Genomic DNA, 19,877 nt, shown 5'->3' on the forward strand with positions numbered 1-19,877 from the left:
GTACCAGCAGCTCTTCCAGTTCCGCGGACCAGGCATCGGGCTGCACATCATCTTGCACGACAAGACAACGGCCCGCCACACCAGAGGTCACGAACTTCCGCAACCTGACGGCACATCAGCCGAGTACACTCAGAAACCCGGTCCTGACCAGCGGTGATACCGAACTGCGACTGGAGTACTAGCCAGGTAGAGGCTGGTTCCGCGAGCGGGCAAGATCGGGTTTACGCCCTGGGCTTGTTGCACCTTCGCGGACTCACTCTGGCAGGCCGACTTAGGGAAAAAAGGACAGCGGACCAGCACATTGCGCGGGCCTGGTCTTTGTCCGAGGAGTTCGGCGAGGACAAAGTCAGGCTGGGAGGGCTCCATTTCGGCCCCCAGAACACGGCAGTCCACGTCATCGCAACCAGCGGAGATCTGAGGAGGCACGCTGACGCAATCGGGGTTCTGGAGGACTTGACTAGGGTTAACGCCAAGCCTTTGTCTCTCCCCGCCACAAGGACAAGCCCAATGCACATGAACATCGCTAGGTCGAAACTTGCTCTCGGCGACAGGGACGGAGCCCTTGATCACCTTGAAAGTGCCTGGGATCTAGCCCCACAGATGGCACAAGTTCACCCCACAAGCCAGGAACTCCTCAGGGTGCTGACTTCCCAACATAAGCGGAGCAACCCAAGGCTAACCAAACTGGCTAAGAGGGCAAAGATCAGATTCTAAACCTCTGTCTCGGCCGTCAAGGCGGAGACCTCCCCCCTTCAGTGGGAGGGTTGCAGCCCACCAGCCCCCTCCTCGGCCGAGGCCCAGGAGGGGGCTTCTCTGCGCCGCTCGTCGCGGGCTCCCTCATTGCTACTACCGGCCGCTCGACTGCTGTTCACCAGGACAACGGGGGCTTGGGAGCGGGGCGCATCGGCACGGCGGACGCGGGGTCATGACCAAGTTGTCTGTCTTTTGCGCGAGTTGGGCTATCACCACCCGTGGATGGGTAGGCCGCAGTCCCGGGCCCCAAGCGCCGGTGCCATGCCCCCCCGTGGCGACCGAATCGGGTCAGGGTCGCAGTCACCACCACAGACCCCCACCCCAATGGGTGGGTCAGCAAGTGCACAACGGCGTGGGAACGACCCCACGTTTGAGTCAGTTGGCTGAGGCCGCGTTCCCTGGGGGCTCAACTGACACCAGGATGAAGACCCGGCCTCTCAAGGAGGAGAATCGGTGAACATTCGATTGATCACCCAAGTCGCACAAGGTGGCGGGCACGGCAAGGACGAGGGCGAAGGAGACGGGCACCCCGGTCAGCCGTGGTCGCCGACCGATGAGCCCCACCCGGACGGCTCGACGCCTCCCGGCGATGGGGACCACCGGTAGTGACGAGTTCCGATGAGCAGGCGGGGCGGCCCGCTCGTGAGGAGTTGGGCCGTCTCCTCCTGGACGCAGATGCCATGTCGCCCGACTGGGCCAAGACCTATGAAGACGTGCCCCGCTCCCACTTCCTGCCAGAGTTGATATGGCCGCATGACATGGCTACCGGCCGAAATATCGCGGTCGACAAAGAGCAGGACCCGCAGGCGTGGCAGAGGTACGCCGACTCAGACGACCCCATCGTCACCCAGTGGGACGACGGCGCGCACGACAGCCACGAGCCGGGCAAGTTGTTCAGCTCGTCGTCGTCCATGCCGAGCCTGGTCTTCACCATGCTGGCCGACCTTGACGTAAAACCGGGTCAGCGCGTGTTGGAGATCGGCACCGGAACCGGATGGAACGCCGCCCTTCTCGCGCACCGACTCGGAGCCGCGAACGTCGTCACCATGGAGGTGGACGGCACCGTCGCGTCAGAAGCCCAGCAGTCGCTGGACCGCTTCGGGCTCCCGGTAGAAGTGGTGCATGGAGACGGCTTTCTCGGCCATGCGAAATGGGCACCGTACGATCGTGTCATCGCCACGTGCGGTATGCGAAAGGTCCCCTTCGCATGGGTGGAGCAGTCCAGCCCCGGAGGAGTGATCCTCGTTCCCTGGGGGACGTACTACGGGCCCAGAGAAGCCACCGCTCGCCTGGTGGTCGCCGAAGACTGCCGGAGTGCGTCAGGACCGTTCACGCGCCCCGTGGCGTTCATGCGTATGCGTTCTCAGCGGTTCGTGTGGCCCCGGCATGACGAGTACGTGCCAGCGGGCGCGATGGATGCTGCCAGCACGTCGTTCACGACGATGACCGAGGCGGAGTTCTGCGGCACGGGAGACTTCGACGTGATCGGATTCGCCTTGGGCTTGCGCGTGCCTGCCGTCGCCCACACTGCCGACCGAAAACGGGACGGCAAGCGCGCCGTGTGGTTCTACGGACTCTCGGACAAGTCATGGGCGGTCGTCGTCTTCCGCGATGACCGTGAGGAAGCCAGGGTGTATCAGTCGGGTCCCCGACGTCTCTGGGACGAAGTAGAAGCCGCGTACAGATGGTGGGTGGAGCAAGAGCGCCCCGGCTTCAGCCGCTTCGGGTTGACCGTCGACGCTGACGGCGAGCGCGCGTGGCTGGACTCACCCGGCAACCCCGTGGTGGCTCGGTAGCCGGACTGGGCACCTGCCGTGCCCACTGCGGCGGAGGTAGCCGCCTGACCCTCCAGGAACTGTGCATCAGACGCTGAGGCAGCAACATCATCAATGTCCCTGTCTCAGCCTGCGGGCCCGCACAGCCCGCGTAGGCTCACGTCTGCGGCCCCCCTCTCCGTCAAGCCGTCGGAGAGGGGGGCCGTGTTGTCTTAGCTGCGCTGGAGATCTCCAGGAGTGGCTGAGCACGGACGCCCGGCATGGAACTCGGTCCCTTGGAGCCTCACGCGCACAAACGCCCCAAGGGCTGGGCGGGGCGTTCTGCGACGTTGCAGGTAGGGCCGCTAGAAGCACTAGGTTAGCCGTTGACCTGGGGCTTGTGAGAGCCGCCACCCGTAGGTGCGCACCTCGTATGTCTTCGCACTCATCTCAATCGACCAGGGTACGTGCTTCGCTCCGTGCTCCGCCCCTCCCTTCTCAGCTCCGGTACTGGCAGTATCCCGACCATGCTCAAGAGACTGACCGCGCGGCTGGAGACATGGCCCGTACTGCGTGCCACCGGCCTTGCCGCCAGCCCTGGCACCAGCCGTGCCCGCCGCCTGTGGCGGGTGGCGGTGACGGCGGTGGTCGCGCTCGGGCTGCTGGCGTGGTGGCTACTCCCCTTCGACGACGGGGCGGCGCCCCGTGGCAGCGTGACGGTCACGACGGGCGTCCGCACGGGGGTGTACGCCCGCTACGGCGAACTCCTCAAGCAGCATCTCCGCAAGGACCTGCCGCAGGTGAAGGTCCGGCTGTGGCCGAGCCAGGGTTCGGTGCAGAACATCCGGCGCCTGATCAACGGTGAGGCGTCCTTCACCATCGCCACCGCCGACGCGGTCGCCACCTATCGCGACGAGGGCGGCACGGGGGCGGACCGGCTGCGTGCCTGTGCGCGGCTCTACGACGACTACATGCAGCTCGTCGTCCCCGCCGGTTCGAAGGTGCGCAGCGCGTCCGACCTGAAGGGCAAGCGGGTCGCCATCGGCCAGCCGGGGTCCGGGGTCAGCCTCATAGCGGGCCGTCTTCTGACGGCGGCCGGACTCGACCCCGCCAAGGACCTCACCACGGTGCCGGTGGGGATCAACAAGATGACCACCATGCTGCGCGAGGGGAAGATCGACGCCTTCTTCTGGTCGGGAGGGGTGCCGACCGCTGCCGTGTCGCAGTTGGCCGAGCAGTTCCCGATCCAGCTCGTCCAGCTCGGCGACCTGGTGGACCGGGTACACGAGCTGGGTGGCGCCCGCCGCTACTACCGTGCCGCGGTACTTCCCGCCGACGCGTATCCGGCGGTCCAGAAGGGCAAGGCCATCAAGACGATCGCGGTCGCGAACCTGCTGGTCACGACGGCCCAGACGGATCAGGGACTGACCGAGGGCATCACCCGGACCGTGATCGACAGCAGGGACCGGATCGGCAGCGAGGTGCACGCGGCGCAGCTCGTGGACCTGCGGACGGCGATCTACACCGATCCGCTACGGCTGCACGACGGCGCCCGCCGCTACTACCGCTCGGTCAAGTCCTGACCGCTGTGTGAGACCAGGCGCGGTTTCCGGCGCGTCCGGCCGAGTCAGGCGCAGCCCGGCCGGGCCGCGTCGGGGAGAAGCTGGGCCGCCGCCGCTGCGGCGCCGACAAGCCCCGCGTCGGTGCCCAGCCGCGCCGGTACGACCTCCAGGCCCTGAACGAACGACAGCGCCGCGTACATACGGAGATGGCGCCGCAACGGAGCGAACAGCACCTCTCCGGCCGCTGCGACTCCCCCGCCGATCACGGCCACCTCGATCTCGATCTGGGTCGCGGTACCGGCGATGGCGGCGGCCAGGGCCTGGCCCGCCCGGTCGAACGCGGCCAGCGCGACGGGGTCCCCGCCGCGCGCCGACTCGGCGACCCGCGCCGCCGTACGGTCGTCACCGCTCGGCCGCCATCCCTGGGCGAGGGCGCGGCGAGCGATGGCGGTGCCCGAGGCGATGACCTCCACGCAGCCCCGGGAGCCGCAGGCGCACGGCTCCCCGTCCAGCTCCACGCTGATGTGACCGATGTGACCAGCGTTTCCGGTGGGGCCTGGGTGAAGGCGCCCTTCGAGCACCAGCCCACCACCGACGCCGGTGGAGACCACCATGCACAAGGCGTTGCGGCGGCCCCGTGCCGCCCCGAGCCAGTGCTCGGCCGCCGCCATCGCCACACCGTCGCCGACCAGGACGGCGGGCACGCGCGCGCCTCGGCGCGCGAGGGCGTCCTCGGTACGGGCGTGCACCGGGAAGTCGCGCCAGGCGGCGATGTTGACCGGGCTGACGGTGCCGCGTAAGGCGTCCACGGGCCCCGCGCTGCCGATGCCGCACCGTGTCACCCAGTCCCAGCCGGGCGCTCGCGCCAGTTCACCGATGACCTCCTCCACGGCGGCCATCACCGCGTCGGCCGTGCTGACGGGCTGAGGCGCGGGCTGTCCGGGGGCGGGGCGAGGGCTCCGCCCGTCACTGCCGGACGGGCCACCGGACGGGCCGGTGCCCGGCGGCGTGGGGCGACGGGCGGAGGCGTGCAACACGCCCCGCTGGTCCACGAGCGCCCCGGCGATCTTGGTGCCACCGATGTCTATGGCGACGGTCAGGGCCGGGCTCCCGGCAGCTGAGAAAGCCCCGCCCACGGCGGGCACGGCGCGGTACGAGGTCGCGGCTTCGGCGGCGGTCATGGGCGGTCGGTCTCCTGGAGAAGGCTGGGCGGGGTGGTGGGGGTTCCCGGTGGGGCCGTGCTCTCGCGTGGCTCCAGCCGCGGCAGCTCGCCTTGCAGGCTCCGTACCGGACCTCCGTCGAGGACATCCAGCAGTTCCTGCGCGGCGAGTCTGCCGAAGCCGGGAGTGTCCCGAACGAGAGCGGTGAGCCGGGGATGGGTCACCCGGCAGAGCGCGGAGTCGTCCCAGGCCACGATGGACAGTTCACCGGGGACCGAGACCGACCGTTCGGCGGCGACGGACGCTCCGGCCACGGCCATCACGTCGTTGTCGTAGACGATGGCCGTGGGCGGTTGCGGCGAGTCCAGGATGCGGCGAGTGGCCTCAGCGCCCTCCTTGTCGGAGTAGTCGGTGGGCACCGACCGCACATGCTCCGGGTCGAGGCCGCGCCGGGCCGCCTCGGCGCGTAGCGACAGGATGCGCCGCTCGGTGTGTGCCAGCCCCGGCAGGCCCGCGACGTGGACGATCCGCCGGTGACCGAGGCCGTGCAGATGATCGAGGATCGAGGCCATGGCGCCGGAGTCGTCGGCCCAGACGTTGGAGACGGGGGGCGGCGTCTGAGCCCGGTGCGGGCTGGCTTCCATGCCTCCGATGAACACGGCGGGGAGGCCGAGCCCTGCGAGGAGTTCCGGCCGGGGGTCCACGGTGCGCGGGTCGACGACGAGCACACCGTCCACCCGCCGCTCGGCCCACCAGCGGCGGTACAGCACGCATTCGCTGTCCAGGTCCTCGACGACCTGGAACAGCAGCGCGACGTTCCGGGCGGAGAGCACTTCCTGAACGCCGGAGACGAGTTGCAGGAAGAACGACTCGACACCGAGTGTGTGCGCCGGCCGGGCGAGGACGAGTCCCGCGCTCCCGGAACGCTCGCCGGAGAGGGCGCGGGCCGCGCTGTTCGCCTGCCAGCCCAGTTCCTCCGCTACCCGGCGCACCCGCGCGCGCGTACCCGCCGAAACCCCGGGGCGGTCGTTGAGCGCGAAGGAGACGGCACTCTCGGAGACCCCCGAACGGCGCGCGATGTCCTTGATGGTCGGCCTGCGCGCGGGCTTGCGCCGCGCCCCGTCATCAGGCTGTGCGGTGTGCGCTGCCATGCTGCGTGCTCTCCTCGTACGGTGGGTCGCCGGGGCCGGCCGCGTGCGCGGACCGCGTCGGCGTGTGCGGCGGTGCGATGTGGATGGCCACGGCCGGGCCATAGGCGACGTGGCCCTGAGCGACCACCTTGACCAGCGCCCAGTAGGAGCCGGGAGGGGTGTGCCCGGGCGGCTGCACGGCGAAGGCGATCTCGGACTCCCCCGGCTCACCCGCCTCCACAGCCCCGTCGTCCAGCGACGCCTGTTCGGAACGCGGCGGTTTCCGGTCCGGTGACACCCCGAGCGGGGCGCCCACGGAGCGAGGGGGCTGGCCGGTCCCCGGCACGGTGACCGGCAGAACGGCATCGGGAAGCATGGGCCACGTGCCGTACGGGGACACCAGGATGGCCGCTCCGTGCAGTGCGCCGCGCAGCGTGTTCCGTACGCGCACCCGCAGTTCGCCGGTCTCCCCCGCGTGGACGGTCAGCGTCGTCACAGACGTGTGCGCCTCGATGCCCGGAGGCGGCTCGACGAGCACCGTGGCCGCCCCGCGCCCGTTGTCCACGGCGGGCACGGTGACCTTCAGGCAGTCCTCCACCGCCATGCCGCCGAGATCGGCCACAACGGGCACCAGGTAGTCACCGGGGGACGCCTCCGTCGGAACACTGAGCACGAGTGGCAGACGCTGGTGGCCGCCACGGGCGATGACGATCCGCCGACGCGTCCACGAGGCGGTCCAGCCGGGTGGGGCCTGCACGGTGACGTCGGCGACGGCGCCGGGCGCGGGAGCGGTGGCAGCGGCCGGGACGGCTACGGAGGCGCTGACAGCGACGCGGGCGGAGTCGGCGGCAGGTTCCGCGGCTGCGGCAGGGAGGCCGTGGGGCACGGAGGGGGCGGTGCCGGGTTCCACTGCGGCGCGCGGTCCGGTGGCACCGTCGGAGCCGGACGGGGCAGGAGCCGGGCTGATGTTGGAGCAGACGGTCACGGTGGTGGCGAGCGTGACCGTAGCGGCATCCGCGCCGACCACGCCTCCGCGCGCGCGTGGCACGTCAGCACGCAGCGTCGTGGGGGCGATGGTGAGCGAGACGGGGGCGTCGCCGAGTGGTGCCGTCCCGGTGTTGTGGAGCCAGTAGCGGCTGAAGACCGGTTGCACAGCCTCAGCGTCGGGTGCGACGGCGGGCGGCGCCGGATGAGCCGCGGCCCTCTCCGTGGCCGCCGGAGCTGTGGGAGCGGCAGCAGGAGGGACGGAGCCCGTCGACGGACCGCTGACCCGCGCAGAGGTGTCGGCCGCGGTGGCGGCCGCATGCGCGGAGGCCCCCTGCCCCGTCTCCAGGTTCGCGGTGCCGTAACCGCTGCCGCCGAGCGCGAAGTTCACGCTGGTTGCCGCGCCCGCGTTCAGCTCGGCGCGCAGCGCGCCGTGGACCGGGCGGCCATGGGTCTCCCGCAGCCGTACGGACAGCGTGTCCGGCTCCGCACCAGCCACGGCCACGGTCTCCACGAGCAGCCGGTCGGCAGGCTCAACGGACAAGAGCGAGCCGCCGCGAGGCAGGCCACTGCGTACGGCGTCCGCCCCGGGCCCCGGTGACGCGGGCTGTGCAGTCGATGGAGGCAGCGGCGCGGGCGGAGGCAGCGGCGGGGCCGCGCAGACAGCGGAGAGCGGGTTGTTGAACTCGCGGCCCCGGCGCACCAGGTCCGCCGCGCGCCAGTCCCCGTCAGCGGCCACCAGGGCGTGCTCGAAGACATGTGGCCAGTGCTGGAGCTGGAAGGCGCTTCCGTCGGGGGCGGTGCGGCGCGGGGGGTCCATCCACTCGCCACTGGGGCGGCCCGTGCAGGACCGCAGCAGCGAGCTGTGCAGTCGTCCGGCGGTGTCGATGGCGAAGCTGGGCGTGCCGCGGACCATGAGCGCGATCGTACGGTCCTCGAACTCAGCGTGCTCGCGCGACCCGCTTCCGTCGCCGGGCAGTGGATGGACGGCGCGCAGACCGCCCGAGGCGGCTGTCTCCGCCGCCAGCGTCGCCAGCGCGGCGGGCAGGCGTCGTTCGGGAGCGACCAGGATGGCCACCGGCAGGTCGCGGGGCCCCGTCAGGTCGCAACCTGGCTGCCACACCTCCCGCAGCTGTCGTCGGGCCGGGACCCACACCAGGACGGGGCCGTCCGCGTCCGCCCCGTCGCCTGGGCCGCCCGGCCGGCTCCGCTGGACCGTCCGGACGGCGGCCGTGTACGCCGGGTCGGCGTCGGCGAGTACAGCGGCCGTGAACGCGTTGCACTCGGGTCCGCCCAGCGCGACGCGGAAGTCGGGCAGGCTGCTGTCGACGGCGAGGTCTCCCCAGCGGGGGCCCGCGGCGCGCGTCGGCGTCGTGGTGACGCCGTAGCGGCTCAGTGCGGTGACGAAGCCCCGCAAGCCGTCAGCGTGGCCCGGGGCGGCGTGCGCGACCGGTGGCGTGGAGGCGGCTGCCGTCTCGGGGCGCTCCGCCGCAGCCGGGGCGTCGGCCACCGTGACCGCGTCCGGGCCCGTACGCGCGGCCGGGCAGGGCGGCACCGCAGGCGCCCCGTACCCGGGCAATCCCGCGTCCGGCAGGACGATCTCGCCCGCGCCGAGGCCGCGTTCGCCCACCCACCTGCCATCCGGGCCGCGCAACGACACCCGCGCCGTGGTGGAGAGGGCGAACCAGTTCAGGCACGGGCTGTCGAGGGTCCACGGAGCCCGCGTGTGATCCGCGCCGGTATCGGTCTCCGGGAAGGCGAACCCCCTGCCGACGGTGGCGGCGGCGGTCTCGGCGACGGGCATCGCGCCGGGGACGTTCGCCGGTACGCGCAACCGCAGCAACTGGTCGCTGCCCGCGAATCCGTTGACCTGGGTCGTGAGTTCGATCCGGTCCAGGCCCTCCCAGAGGGTGGTCACCCGGGTCCACTCGACCGGACCCGTGCGCCCCGTTGCCACGATGCGCACGCCGAGCGGGCCACGCTCGACGGTGAGGGAGTCGGCGGGGCTCTCGGCGGAGCCCGTTCCCGGGCCCTTGGGCAACAGATGCCAGGGACCTTCCTCGAAGTACGGGTGAGCCGGGTACTCCTCCTGGACGACAAGGTCGTCGACTTCGCCGGGCGTGAGGAGCTCCCGCCCCGTACGCAGGTCTGTCACGCGGCACAGCCCACCGCCCCTCGCCGGGTCGGCGACTACGCGGAAGGCACCGTTCTCGATGGCGTACGGCTCGCTGGGTGAGGCTTCCACATCACCTGGCCGCCCCGATGGCTCCCCCACCGGCCGGGGTGACCCAGTCGACCTGACGACCCGCCAGCCGCCGGAAAGGGGGCGGCTGGCTTCTGTCAGCCACCAGGTGCGGTAGCCGAGCGCGGGGACCTCACGGGCGAGGAAGGCGACATGGGCCGTGACGGGCGCTCCGTTCGCGTCGTAGGTGATGGACTCGATATGGACCGGGTACGAGAGCCCGACGTCATCCCGCACCACCAGGCGCCTCGTACCGCCCTCACCCCACGCGCTCCTCGTGCTCCATGCGCTGCCCAGCTGACCGCGTCCTGCGCTGCCGCGCTCCCCGGACGGCTCCCCACCCTCCTCCCGGGGGCGCACACCGGACCGCCCTCCGGGCTGTTCGCCGCTCCCTTCACCGGCCCGCTCGCGGGTTCCGTCGCCGCTCCGTTCACCAGGCCGGCGGTGACTGGGGCTCCCGTCGTCAGTACGTACGGCACGTACGGCGCTCCCCGTATCGGCCTGCTCGCCGCTCCGTTCGGCGTCCTCCCCGCAGGCGGTGCGGAGACTGAGTGCCGTGAGGTCGACGGTGACGCGTACGAGATCGGTACGGGGCCAGGAGACCGGGTTGAACACCGTGACGGCCAGCTCGTCACCCCGGCGCCAGGCCCTGCCTGTGCCCTGGGCGGCGCTGGCGGTGCCGGTGCCCTGGGCGGCCGCGTCGGCCTGGACGCCGGCCCCGTGGTCGCCTCCCAGCCCGTCGTCGGCTGATGCGGCTGAGGCCAGTGCGCGGAGCGCCCCGTCCCGTACGCGCTCCGCGAGGTCGTGGGCCTCGCGCCAGGTGGGGAGGAGGTCGAGGTACACCTGGTCGGAGAAGGTGCCGGTGACGGCGTCGTGGTGGGCGGCGTGCACGAGGTGGCGCCATGCCTTGTCGAGAGCGGCCGCCGGATAGCGGATGAGGCCAAGGCCGTGGGCGAGGGCGGCGAAGGTCTCGGCCTGCTGTACGAGGTTCTCCGCGGCCCGGTGAGCCTGTTTCACATCCGCGTAGGTGACGTCTTTGCCGGTGTAGACGGGGCCCATCTCGCGGGTCACGGGCAGGGGCCGCTCGCCGCGCGCCGCCAATTCGCTCCGCACAGCCGCGAAGTGTTCGCGCGGCCCCGTGTGTTCGATACGGGGCCAGGTGTAGCGCCGGTTCCAGTCCCGCTGGACGGGCAGCCCCCAGGGGTGCGGCCAGGAGAAGTCGGTGCCCATCGGAATGAGGACGTTCTTGGTCGCGGCGGCTTGCCGGAGCAGGCCGAAGAGCTCCAGGAGCTGCCCCGTGGCGGCTTCGGCGGTCTCCGCCTGGTGGGAGAACCAGCCCGCCGAGTAGTGCGCGGGGAGGTAGTGCAGCAGCAGCCCGGCTCCGCTGGGGCCGATCCACTCGTACTCGGCGGGCAGTTGCATGGCGGTCGGTGGCCGAAGCGCCGCGCCCCACGAGTCCATCATCGGGCCCCACTGGTGGTGCGGCCCCCGGGCGATGACGGCGGAGTCGAGTCCGGCGGCGGCCATCAGCGCGGGGAAGGACGGGTCGTGGCCGAAGACGTCGAGCTGCCATGCGGTGCGCGGGCTCGCGCCGAGGACGCCGTGGTGAAAGGCGCGGCCGATGGCGGCGCCGCGCACCGTGGTCTCGGCGGAGGTGAGGTTGGTGGAGGGCTCGTTGTACATGCCGCCGACGATCTCCACCCGGCCCTCGGTGATCAGCCTGCGCAGCTCGGCGCGGTGTTCCGGGTGGGTGTCCCAGAAGGGCTTGAGGTAGTCGAGTTCGGAGAGGACGAAGCGGTAGCCGGGATCGTCGCGCGCCTGCTGCAGATGGAGCGGCACGAGGGTGAACGCGGGCACGCCGACGTACTCCCAGCCGCGTTCGGGCTCACCTGGGCGTGGTGGGGCGTCCCACAGCGCCGTGTAGGCGGCTTGGGTGTTCCACCACATCGGGTCGTAGTGGAAGTGCGGTACGAGGCGGATCGTCCAGCCAGGTTCGGCCGCGACGATCTCGCAGGGGCGCTCTGCGAGGACACGGCCGTCCAGGGTGGTGACGCGGGCGGTGGCGGGGAGCCGTTGGCCTGGCCGGGCTCCGGGGGTACGTATGGAGACTTCAACCGTCTCCCGTAGCCCACGCTCCTCGGCTGTTTCCCTCGTCTCGACCGTCTCGCGCATCTCGGCGGCACCGAGCACCTCGGCAGTCAGAGCTACCTCAGCCTTTCCGGAGGAACCACTGACCATGTCCGCCCCGCACGCCGCTTCAGTGCTGGGAACCCCATGCGCCGCTTGCCTCTCGCCGCGCGGCTCCCTGATCTCGTCCGGCTTACTCGGACCGCCTGCCCCGTCCGCTCCGTCCGCCGTCGCCGCCGTGCCGGCCGGAGCCGCGAGGTCCGCTCGGGCGTCAACGCCCGCGTAGGCCGCCGCCGTGTCGGCGCGCACCAGCCGGGGCTGGGGAGTGCTCACGCCGGGGCCGTCGATCTGGATACGCAAAGGACCGACGGGGCGGGTGCGCAGCGTCTCGACCCGGACGACCTGGAGGGCGTCGTCGGCCGGGCCGGTGAACAGGCAGTCAGGAGTACTGACCGCGATAACGGCAACGCCCGTTTCCATATCCACCGCTCCCGCTTTGACGTGCAGTGACGTGCAGCAAAGTTAAGCGGTTTAGCGCGCTACCACTAAAGCGCCTTAGCGATCCCAGCATTGCGGTGCCCATGAACGACTGTCAAACAATCCCAAGGAGCTCACCCCGTTACCCAAACGCAACCTACTGGGCAGTTACTTGAGCTGAAGCGCATTAGTCCAGCTCAGAGCGATCGCCAGACGGCAATTCACACACACCGTTCAGGCGTTTTGCCGGGATATAGCCAATCTCGTCGAACGCCACCCGACGCCTTACCTGTTGACGCGGGGGCGCCATCCAGACACCGTTGTCATCGCTATCCGGCAGTGCGGCCCGCGAAGCCCCGCCGAGACAGGCAGGTTTCTTGCCATTTCCTTGCCTTCCCCTGCCATTCTTCGCCTTTTCCGGCCGCGCACGGTTTCCTCAAGGAGGAACGACCATGACGACTCGCAGGCGCCTGACCCGCATCACCATCGCCACCGCCGCACTGGGGGCCTTGCTGTCCACCACCGCGTGCGGCGTCAGCGGGGACTCATCCACGGCTGACAAGGACGAGCCGAAGAAGTCGGGCAAGGTATCCGGTGACATCACGTTCCGGACGCTCCAGTTGAAGCCCACCTTCACGTCGTACGTCCAGGGCGTCATCGACGCCTTCGAGGACAAGTACCCGAAGGTGAACGTCAAGTGGGAGGACGTGCCGGGCGACGGCTACAACGAGAAGCTCGTCGCCGACGCTCAGGCGGGCTCACTGCCGGACGTCGTCAACCTGAACACCGACTCCTTCCAGTTGCTCGCCGACCGGGGCATGCTCGCCGACGTCGCCCAGCTCGACCCCAAGGTGGCGAAGGAGTATGTGCCCGGCGCCTGGGACCAGTACAAGCTGCCGGGGAAGAGCGGCGTCTACGCCTACCCCTGGTACGTGACGCCGGAGATCCTGACGTACAACAAGGCGCTGTACAAGAAGGCCGGTCTCGACCCGGAGAAGCCACCGACCACGGTGGAGCAGTTCTTCGACTACGCCGAGCAGATCGCTGAGAGGTCCGACGGCGACTACAGCGCCTTCATCGCCAGCCCCAAGGACCGGCTGCCCGGGGACTGGATGAAGATGGGCGTCCCGATCCTCAACGAGGCCAAGGACCAGTTCACGTTCAACACGCCCAAGGCGGTGATGTGGCTGGAGCGCATGCGCGACCTGTACAAGAAGGGCGCGATGCCCAAGGAGTCGCTCACCAACAGCAACGACATCAACCAGCTGTACGGGGCGAGCAAGCTCGTCTTCGGCCCTGGCTCCCCCGGCTTCATCAAGGACGTCAAGGAGAACTCACCGAAGGTCTACCGGCAGACCCAGGTCGAGAAGGCGGTCACCGGCACCCTCGGGCATATCGGTATCTACACGCAGTCGCTGGGCGTCCGCAAGGACACCGAGCACGCGGACGCGGCCGCCGAGTTCGCCAAGTGGGTCACCAACGGGCCCAACCAGGTCGAGTTCTCCAAGCAGGTGACGATCTACCCGTCCAATGCCAAGGGTCTGGACGACCCGTTCTTCTCCGACAAGGGCGACGGCAAGGACCCCGAGACCACGGCGCGCGTCATCGGCTCCGAGGAGCTGCGCGAGGCCCAGCTCGACGCCAACACCCCCGTGGAGTGGACCAACCAGATAGGTGACGCCGTCGTGCGCGAGATGCAGAAGGGCATCAAGGGCGACACGGACCCGGAGACCGCCGTCTCGAACGCCCAGAAGGCCGCGAACAAGATCCTCGCGCAGCAGTTGAAGCGCAAGAAGTGACGGCACCGTCATGGCGACACAGAAAGCCGGTACGCCGCCAGGCGGCCGGGAACAGCCCGGCACGGCACACGCGCGCGCGACGGCCTCCGACGACGGCGCGCGGGGCCGGAACAGCACAGCAGGGCCCGCGACACACCCGCCGGGCGCGGTCTCCAGCCCCGGTACGGGGCACGGCTCCGGTGCCGCCGCTGGAGCACGGGGCACGGGGAACGGAGCACGGGGCACGGAGCCGAGCGCGCGCGGCGCCAAGGGGGACGGGGCACGGGGCATGGGGCACGGAGCCGAGCGCGCCGCACGGCGCGCGGACAAGCGGCGCATCAAGGCGATGAACGTGGAGCAGGGGCTGGTGCACCGCCACTGGTGGACGCCCTACCTCTTTCTGCTGCCCGGCATGGGCATGGTGCTGACGTTCAGCCTGTGGCCGTTCGTCAACACGGTGATCCTGTCGTTCACGGATGCCCAGATCCTCAGCGGCGGCACGTTCGTCGGCTTCGACAACTACACCCGGGCGCTGGACGATCCGGACTTCTGGAGCGCGCTGACCAACAGCGTGCTCTACACGGTCGTCGTCGTGCCCTGCCTGGTCTTCCTGCCACTGGCGCTCGCGGTCCTCGTACAGAAGAAGATCCCCGGCATCGGCTTCTTCCGCTCCGCCTTCTACACGCCGGTCATCGCCTCGGCGGTCGTCGTCGGCCTGATGTGGCAGTGGATCTTGCGCAGTGACGGGCTGGTCAACACCGTCTTCCAGAAGTTGCGTCTGGTCTCCGAACCGGTCCCCTTCCTGACCGACAGCACCATGCTGCTGGTCTCCGCCATGATCGTCACGATCTGGAAGGGTCTCGGCTACTACATGGTGTTCTACCTGGCCGCGCTCGGGAACGTGCCGACGTCGCTGTACGAGGCGGCTGCCATCGACGGGGCGGGCGCCGCGCGCCGGTTCTTCCACATCACGGTGCCGTCGGTGAAGCCCATGATGCTGCTGGTCGGCACGCTCTCCGCCATCTCCGCGCTCCGCGTCTTCACCGAGATCTACATACTCGGCGGCGAGAGCGGCGGGCCGGGCGGCGAATCCCGCACTCTGCCGTTCATGATCCGCCAGGTCGGCCTGGGCTTCGCCGGGGAGACCGGCTACGCCGCCGCCATCTCGATCCTGCTGTTCCTGCTGACGCTGATCTTCAGCCTGCTGGGGCACCGTCTCTCGAAGGGAGACGAGAATTGAGCACGCTGTCCACCACAGGCACCGATACCAGCCGTGAGGACGACGGTGCCGAGCGGCGCCGCACCAGCACGACGTACGAGCGCGGACGGGGCCGCAAGCGCGTCATCCTCGGGCTGACCGGTCGCTACCTGACACTCTGCCTGATGCTCGTGGTCATGCTGGGACCGATCGTCTGGCAGTTCCTCACCTCCCTCAAGGGGCGCGGCGAGAACGTCTACGGCGGGGTGCTGCCCAGCCAACCCACACTGGACAACTACGCCCGGGTGGCCGACACCTTCCCGCTGCTCGACTATGTCGGCAACACGCTGATCGTCGCGGCGCTGGCGGTCACCAGTAACTGCCTCTTCGCGTCAATGGGCGGCTACGCGCTTTCCCGGGCGGGGTGGCGGGGCCGCAAGACGATGTTCACGATCCTCGTGGCGACCCTGATGTTTCCCTTCGAGTCCGTGATGATCTCGATGTTCCTCACGGTCCGGGAGATGGGTCTCGTCGACACCCTGATCGGCGTCTGGCTGCCAGGCGCGGTCTCGGTCCTCAACCTCCTGATCATGCGGGCGGCGTTCCTCGCCGTGCCGAAGGAGGTCGAGGAGGCCGCAGTCCTGGACGGGGCCAACGAGTGGCAGCGGTTCACCAGGGTGTTCATGCCGTCGGCGAAGGGCGCGCTGGCCGTGGTCTGCATCACGAGCTTCATGGGCGCATGGGATGACTTCCTGTGGCCACTGATCGTGCTGACCGACAGCGACAACTACACCCTCCAACTGGGCCTGAAGTCACTCGCCGGGGCCACCACCACCAACGACCAGCGGCTCATCGCCGCGGGCGCCATGGCGGCGCTGCTGCCGATGATGCTGCTGTTCTTCGCCCTGCAACGCTACTTCTTCAAGGGCGTCGGCGAAGGGGCCATAAAAACGTGACGCCCCCCGCGCCCCGTCGCTCGGTCGTCCCCTCGCGCCCCGTTCACCCCGCGCGCGGCTCCGCCCCGTCCAGCAGGAGACCAGACACCCCCATGCCCAACACGCCTGCCCCGCCCGCCGCTCCAGTCAGTCTCGCCTCCTCCACCGACCACGCCACCCCTACGGTGCCTGCCCCCTCGGTCACGGCCGGCACTGCGGGCGGCCACGAGCCGGTGAGCCCAGCCGGTCCGGTACGTCTCGGTGCCAACTACACGCCCTCCAACGGCTGGTTCCATCACTGGCTGGACTTCGGCCTCGACGACGTACGGCGGGACTTCGACTCACTCGCCGGACTCGGCCTCGACCACATCCGGGTGTTCGCCCTGTGGCCGCTGTTCCAGCCCAACCGCACGCTGATCCGGCCACGCGCCATCGAACAGCTCGGGCAGCTGGTGGACGCCGCCGCCGAACGCGGTCTCGACGTCGCCGTGGACGCCCTCCAGGGGCACCTGTCGAGCTTCGACTTCATCCCGTCATGGCTGCACAGCTGGCACCGTCGCAACCTCTTCACCGACCCGGACGTCATCGACGGCGAGGCACGCTATCTGGAGGCGCTCGCCACCTCCCTCGCCGACCGGCCGAACTTCATCGGGATGACACTCGGCAACGAGGTCAACCAGTTCTCCGACAAGCCGCATCCCGACCCCGACCGCTGTACGTACGACGAGGCCGGCCGCTGGCTGGAGCGGCTGCTGACCGCCTGCGAACGAGCCGCACCGGGGCGGCTCCACACCCATTCCGAGTACGACGCGGTGTGGTTCCAGGACGGCCACCCGTTCACGCCCGCGCACGCCACCCGGCTGGGCGGGGCGACCACCATCCACTCCTGGGTGTTCAACGGGACAGCGCAGCGGCACGGCCGTGACGGGGCCGCCACCGTCCACCACGCGGAGTACCTCATCGAACTGTCCAAGGCGTGGGCGGCGGAGCCGCGCCGCCCCGTGTGGCTCCAGGAGGTCGGCGCCCCCGCCCCGCTGATCCCCGCCGACCACGCCGCGGCCTTCACCGAGGCGACCATCGACAACGCCCTGACGTGTACGGACCTCTACGGCATCACCTGGTGGTGCTCCCATGACGTCTCACGGTCACTGGCCGACTTCCCCGAACTTGAATACGGCCTGGGGCTGCTGACCTCCGAAGGCGCCGTCAAGCCCGCGGGCAAGGCCGTCGCCGCCATCGCCGAGCGGCTGCGGCAGCACCGCCCCGCGCCGGCACGGCGCGCCACCGGGCTGCTGCTGGACGCGGGGGACGAGGACACCGCCCCGGGCCGCTCCACGTGCGCCCCCGGCGGCGCGTTCTTCGAGGCGTGGGCCCGGCTCGCCGCCGAGGGCGTACGGGCGGCGGCCGTGCTGACGGAACGCGCTGAGGACCCCGCGCACCTCGCCGCCCGCGGCATCACGGAACTGCTCCGTCCAGCGGAGGTGCGGTGAGCGATGAGGCGCCCTTCCGTGACCTATCGACGTCCCACGACAAGGAGATCGCAGTGAACGGTTCCGCTCCCCGCCGCTCACCCCGCCGCCCCGTGCGCGGCGCCGCCGCCGACGGCGATGTGTCCCGCCGCGGCCTCGTCGCGGGCGCCGCCACGGTGGCCGCAGCGGCCGTCGTGCCCGCGTTCGCGTCCACGCCCGCCCGCGCCGCGGAGCGCGCGGCACGGCGCACAGCCGCCTCGCGCCCCGGGACTGCGGCCGAACCGATCCAGCCGTACGCCTCGTACTGGTTCCCCGACAGCTTCCCCGAAGGGCAGCAGCCTCCGGCCGGTGTCGTATGGCGCAGCCTGAAGTCCTGGCGGCCGCAGGACGACAAGGACCTGCGGTACAACACCGCTACGGTGCCGCTCGCGAAGCGGTTCACGCCGGTCCCTGCCAGTCCTACGGCCCGTAGCGGGCAGGGCGGGATCTCAGCGCTGGTCTCGTTCGCCGGCACCGCCGCCAACCCCTCGCAGGGCGGCACGAAGGCAGACTTCTACGCGCTCACCCACTGGGCCTACCTGGAAGAGCTGGTCTTCTGGGGCGGCTCGTCCGGCGAGGGCATCATCCTCGCGCCGAACGCGCCTGTCGTGGACGCCGCCCACCGCAACGGTGTCCGCGTCCTCGGCAACGTGTTCCTGCCGCCGACCGCGTTCGGCGGACAGCTGCGGTGGACGCGGGATCTGGTGCAGAAGGACTCCTTCGGCCGCTTCCCGCTCGCCGACAAGCTGATCCAGGTGGCGCGGACCTACGGATTCGACGGCTGGTTCCTCAACGGCGAGACGGATGGCGGCGACGCGGCACTGGCACGGCAGTTCGCGGACTTCCTGCACGCGCTGCGCTCCGGCGCGCCCGAGCTGAAGATCACGTGGTACGACGCGTTCAACGCCGACGGCGCGGTGGGATGGCAGGGCGCGCTCAACGACAAGAACGCGGTGTTCTTCCAGCGCGACGGTGCCAAGCTCTCCGACACGATGTTCCTGGACTTCCGCTGGCGCTCGGGCGGTGCCGCACGGCTCGCTTCGTCCGCCGCGTACGCCAAACGGCTCGGCCGCTCCCCGTACGAGCTGTGGGCGGGCGTCGACGTCGAGGCGAACGGCTGGGGCACCTCGGTGGACTGGGAAGCGTTCGCGCCCACCGGCAAGGACCACGTCGTCTCCTACGGCCTGTACCGCCCTGAGTGGACGCTGCACTCACTGCCGGAGAAGACCCGCACGCCCGGCCAGTTCCACGCGCGGGACGACCAGTTCTGGGCGGGTGAGCGGACCGACCCCGCGGCACCCGCCGGCCCCGGCTCCTGGCGTCCCGCCGCCCGGCACGTCGCGGACCGGTCCACGATCAGCGCCGTCCCGTTCGCCACCACCTTCAACACCGGCCATGGCACCGCCTGGTACGAGAACGGGGCACGGAGCAGCGACGCCGAGTGGCAGCACCTGGGGCTCCAGGACCGGCTGCCGGGCCGCCGCTGGGCCGTGCACACGGACGGGGCGAAGCCACGCGTCGGCTTCGACTTCGCGGCGGCCTGGCGCGGCGGCAGCAGCGTGCTCGTCGAAGGCCCCCTGCCCCAGCCCGCGACGCTGGAGCTGTTCCAGACCCGCCTGCCGCGCTCCCAAGGCACCCTGCTGGAGGTCACCCACCGCACGGAGGACGGCTCGGCGCCGGTGAAGGTGGAGATCGCCGTCGCCCTGACGGAGCCCGGCTCCCCCGGCAAGCCACCCGCCTTCAGGTACCTGCCCGCGGGAACGGTGCCCGCCGGTGGCGGCTGGAGCACCTCGTCGGCCGCTGCCGGTGGGCTGCCGGGCGGCTCGGTCATCCACGCCGTGGGCGTGCGCCTCACGCGCGCGGGCGACGGCGGGGAGGTCCGCTGGAGGCTGGGCGCGTTCGCGGTCAGCGACGGGGCGCCCGCCGCGCCCCGTGCCCCGCGCTCCGTCACCATCGCCCGCTCGGCCGCCACGCCGGCGGGTGAAGCGGCGCTGCGCGTGGAATGGCAGCCCTCCTCAGCCAAGGGCGGCGCGGTGGTGCGGCACTACGAAGTGCGCCAGGCACTGCCCGACGGAACGTTCCGCTTCCTGACCGGCACCTGCGGCACCGCGTGCTTCGTCCCGGCGCTGCGCCGCTCCGGCGACGAGACCGCCACCCGCCTGGAAGTGCGCGCCGTCGGTGAGACCTTCCGTGCTTCCGAAGCGGTTTCCGTCACCCATCAGTGGTAATGCCCACTGAGCACCCGTAAGCCGGGGCCCGGATCGTTGGT

Annotated in this window: 12 protein-coding genes; 9 read left to right on the forward strand and 3 right to left on the reverse strand. The window is 70.5% G+C overall.

Annotated features, from left to right (window positions below):
* The first annotated feature begins 318 nt into the window (after nt 1–318).
* The 4 genes from AC5P1B_RS31155 to AC5P1B_RS31170 all read left to right on the forward strand — a co-directional run bounded on the left by AC5P1B_RS31155 (nt 319) and on the right by AC5P1B_RS31170 (nt 4,090).
* The gene (locus AC5P1B_RS31155; protein ID WP_493891342.1) at nt 319–714 is read left to right on the forward strand and encodes a hypothetical protein; all 396 of its coding nucleotides are present in this window, start codon (nt 319–321) and stop codon (nt 712–714) included.
* A 492-nt stretch (nt 715–1,206) separates the two neighbouring features.
* Nucleotides 1,207–1,359 (forward strand): hypothetical protein, encoded by a 153-nt coding sequence (locus tag AC5P1B_RS31160; RefSeq protein WP_493891343.1) that lies wholly within the window; start codon nt 1,207–1,209, stop codon nt 1,357–1,359.
* Between the two features lie 74 nt (nt 1,360–1,433).
* Nucleotides 1,434–2,549, forward strand: a complete 1,116-nt coding sequence (locus tag AC5P1B_RS31165; protein ID WP_493891344.1) for a methyltransferase domain-containing protein — start codon at nt 1,434–1,436, stop codon at nt 2,547–2,549.
* Nucleotides 2,550–3,034: 485 nt separating this feature from the next.
* Entirely contained in the window at nt 3,035–4,090 is a 1,056-nt protein-coding gene (locus AC5P1B_RS31170) for a TAXI family TRAP transporter solute-binding subunit (protein ID WP_493891345.1), read from the forward strand.
* 44 nt (nt 4,091–4,134) lie between these two features.
* On the opposite strand, the gene AC5P1B_RS31175 is transcribed toward AC5P1B_RS31170, so the two are convergent.
* The 3 genes from AC5P1B_RS31175 to AC5P1B_RS31185 are packed head-to-tail and all read right to left on the reverse strand — an operon-like array spanning nt 4,135 to nt 12,192.
* Nucleotides 4,135–5,250: an ROK family protein gene (locus AC5P1B_RS31175; RefSeq protein WP_493891346.1), complete on the reverse strand. Its 1,116-nt coding sequence runs from the start codon at nt 5,248–5,250 to the stop codon at nt 4,135–4,137.
* A complete protein-coding gene (locus AC5P1B_RS31180) occupies nt 5,247–6,380 on the reverse strand; it encodes a LacI family DNA-binding transcriptional regulator (protein ID WP_493891347.1) in 1,134 nt (377 codons plus the stop codon). The genes AC5P1B_RS31175 and AC5P1B_RS31180 overlap by 4 nt, the downstream gene beginning before the upstream one ends.
* Nucleotides 6,355–12,192, reverse strand: coding sequence for a glycoside hydrolase family 38 N-terminal domain-containing protein (locus AC5P1B_RS31185; RefSeq protein WP_493891348.1), 5,838 nt, complete (start codon nt 12,190–12,192; stop codon nt 6,355–6,357). Before AC5P1B_RS31185 ends, AC5P1B_RS31180 begins: the two co-directional genes overlap by 26 nt.
* 449 nt (nt 12,193–12,641) lie before the next feature.
* On the opposite strand from AC5P1B_RS31185, the gene AC5P1B_RS31190 reads away from it, so the two are divergent.
* The 5 genes from AC5P1B_RS31190 (at nt 12,642) to AC5P1B_RS31210 (ending at nt 19,836) form a co-directional block, all read left to right on the forward strand.
* Nucleotides 12,642–13,988: an ABC transporter substrate-binding protein gene (locus AC5P1B_RS31190; protein WP_493891349.1), complete on the forward strand. Its 1,347-nt coding sequence runs from the start codon at nt 12,642–12,644 to the stop codon at nt 13,986–13,988.
* 391 nt (nt 13,989–14,379) lie between these two features.
* Nucleotides 14,380–15,207 carry a carbohydrate ABC transporter permease gene (locus AC5P1B_RS31195; protein WP_493891380.1) on the forward strand — a complete coding sequence of 276 codons (828 nt, stop codon included), beginning with the start codon at nt 14,380–14,382 and terminating at the stop codon, nt 15,205–15,207.
* Nucleotides 15,204–16,121 (forward strand): carbohydrate ABC transporter permease, encoded by a 918-nt coding sequence (locus tag AC5P1B_RS31200; protein ID WP_493891350.1) that lies wholly within the window; start codon nt 15,204–15,206, stop codon nt 16,119–16,121. Before AC5P1B_RS31195 ends, AC5P1B_RS31200 begins: the two co-directional genes overlap by 4 nt.
* Before the next feature lie 92 nt (nt 16,122–16,213).
* A complete protein-coding gene (locus AC5P1B_RS31205) occupies nt 16,214–17,590 on the forward strand; it encodes a glycoside hydrolase 5 family protein (protein ID WP_493891351.1) in 1,377 nt (458 codons plus the stop codon).
* Nucleotides 17,591–17,709: 119 nt separating this feature from the next.
* Nucleotides 17,710–19,836 carry an endo-beta-N-acetylglucosaminidase gene (locus AC5P1B_RS31210; protein ID WP_493891381.1) on the forward strand — a complete coding sequence of 709 codons (2,127 nt, stop codon included), beginning with the start codon at nt 17,710–17,712 and terminating at the stop codon, nt 19,834–19,836.
* Nucleotides 19,837–19,877: the final 41 nt, after the last annotated feature.

The organism is Streptomyces sp. A01, from assembly GCF_059026195.1.

Excerpts from the sequence above, each read along its gene's own strand:
- AC5P1B_RS31165 (WP_493891344.1), top strand. The coding sequence starts at position 1,434 with ATGTCGCCCGACTGGGCCAAGACCTATGAAGACGTGCCCCGCTCCCAC.
- AC5P1B_RS31170 (WP_493891345.1), top strand. The coding sequence starts at position 3,035 with ATGCTCAAGAGACTGACCGCGCGGCTGGAGACATGGCCCGTACTGCGT.
- AC5P1B_RS31175 (WP_493891346.1), bottom strand. The coding sequence starts at position 5,250 with ATGACCGCCGCCGAAGCCGCGACCTCGTACCGCGCCGTGCCCGCCGTG.
- AC5P1B_RS31180 (WP_493891347.1), bottom strand. The coding sequence starts at position 6,380 with ATGGCAGCGCACACCGCACAGCCTGATGACGGGGCGCGGCGCAAGCCC.
- AC5P1B_RS31185 (WP_493891348.1), bottom strand. The coding sequence starts at position 12,192 with ATGGAAACGGGCGTTGCCGTTATCGCGGTCAGTACTCCTGACTGCCTG.
- AC5P1B_RS31190 (WP_493891349.1), top strand. The coding sequence starts at position 12,642 with ATGACGACTCGCAGGCGCCTGACCCGCATCACCATCGCCACCGCCGCA.
- AC5P1B_RS31195 (WP_493891380.1), top strand. The coding sequence starts at position 14,380 with ATGGGCATGGTGCTGACGTTCAGCCTGTGGCCGTTCGTCAACACGGTG.
- AC5P1B_RS31205 (WP_493891351.1), top strand. The coding sequence starts at position 16,214 with ATGCCCAACACGCCTGCCCCGCCCGCCGCTCCAGTCAGTCTCGCCTCC.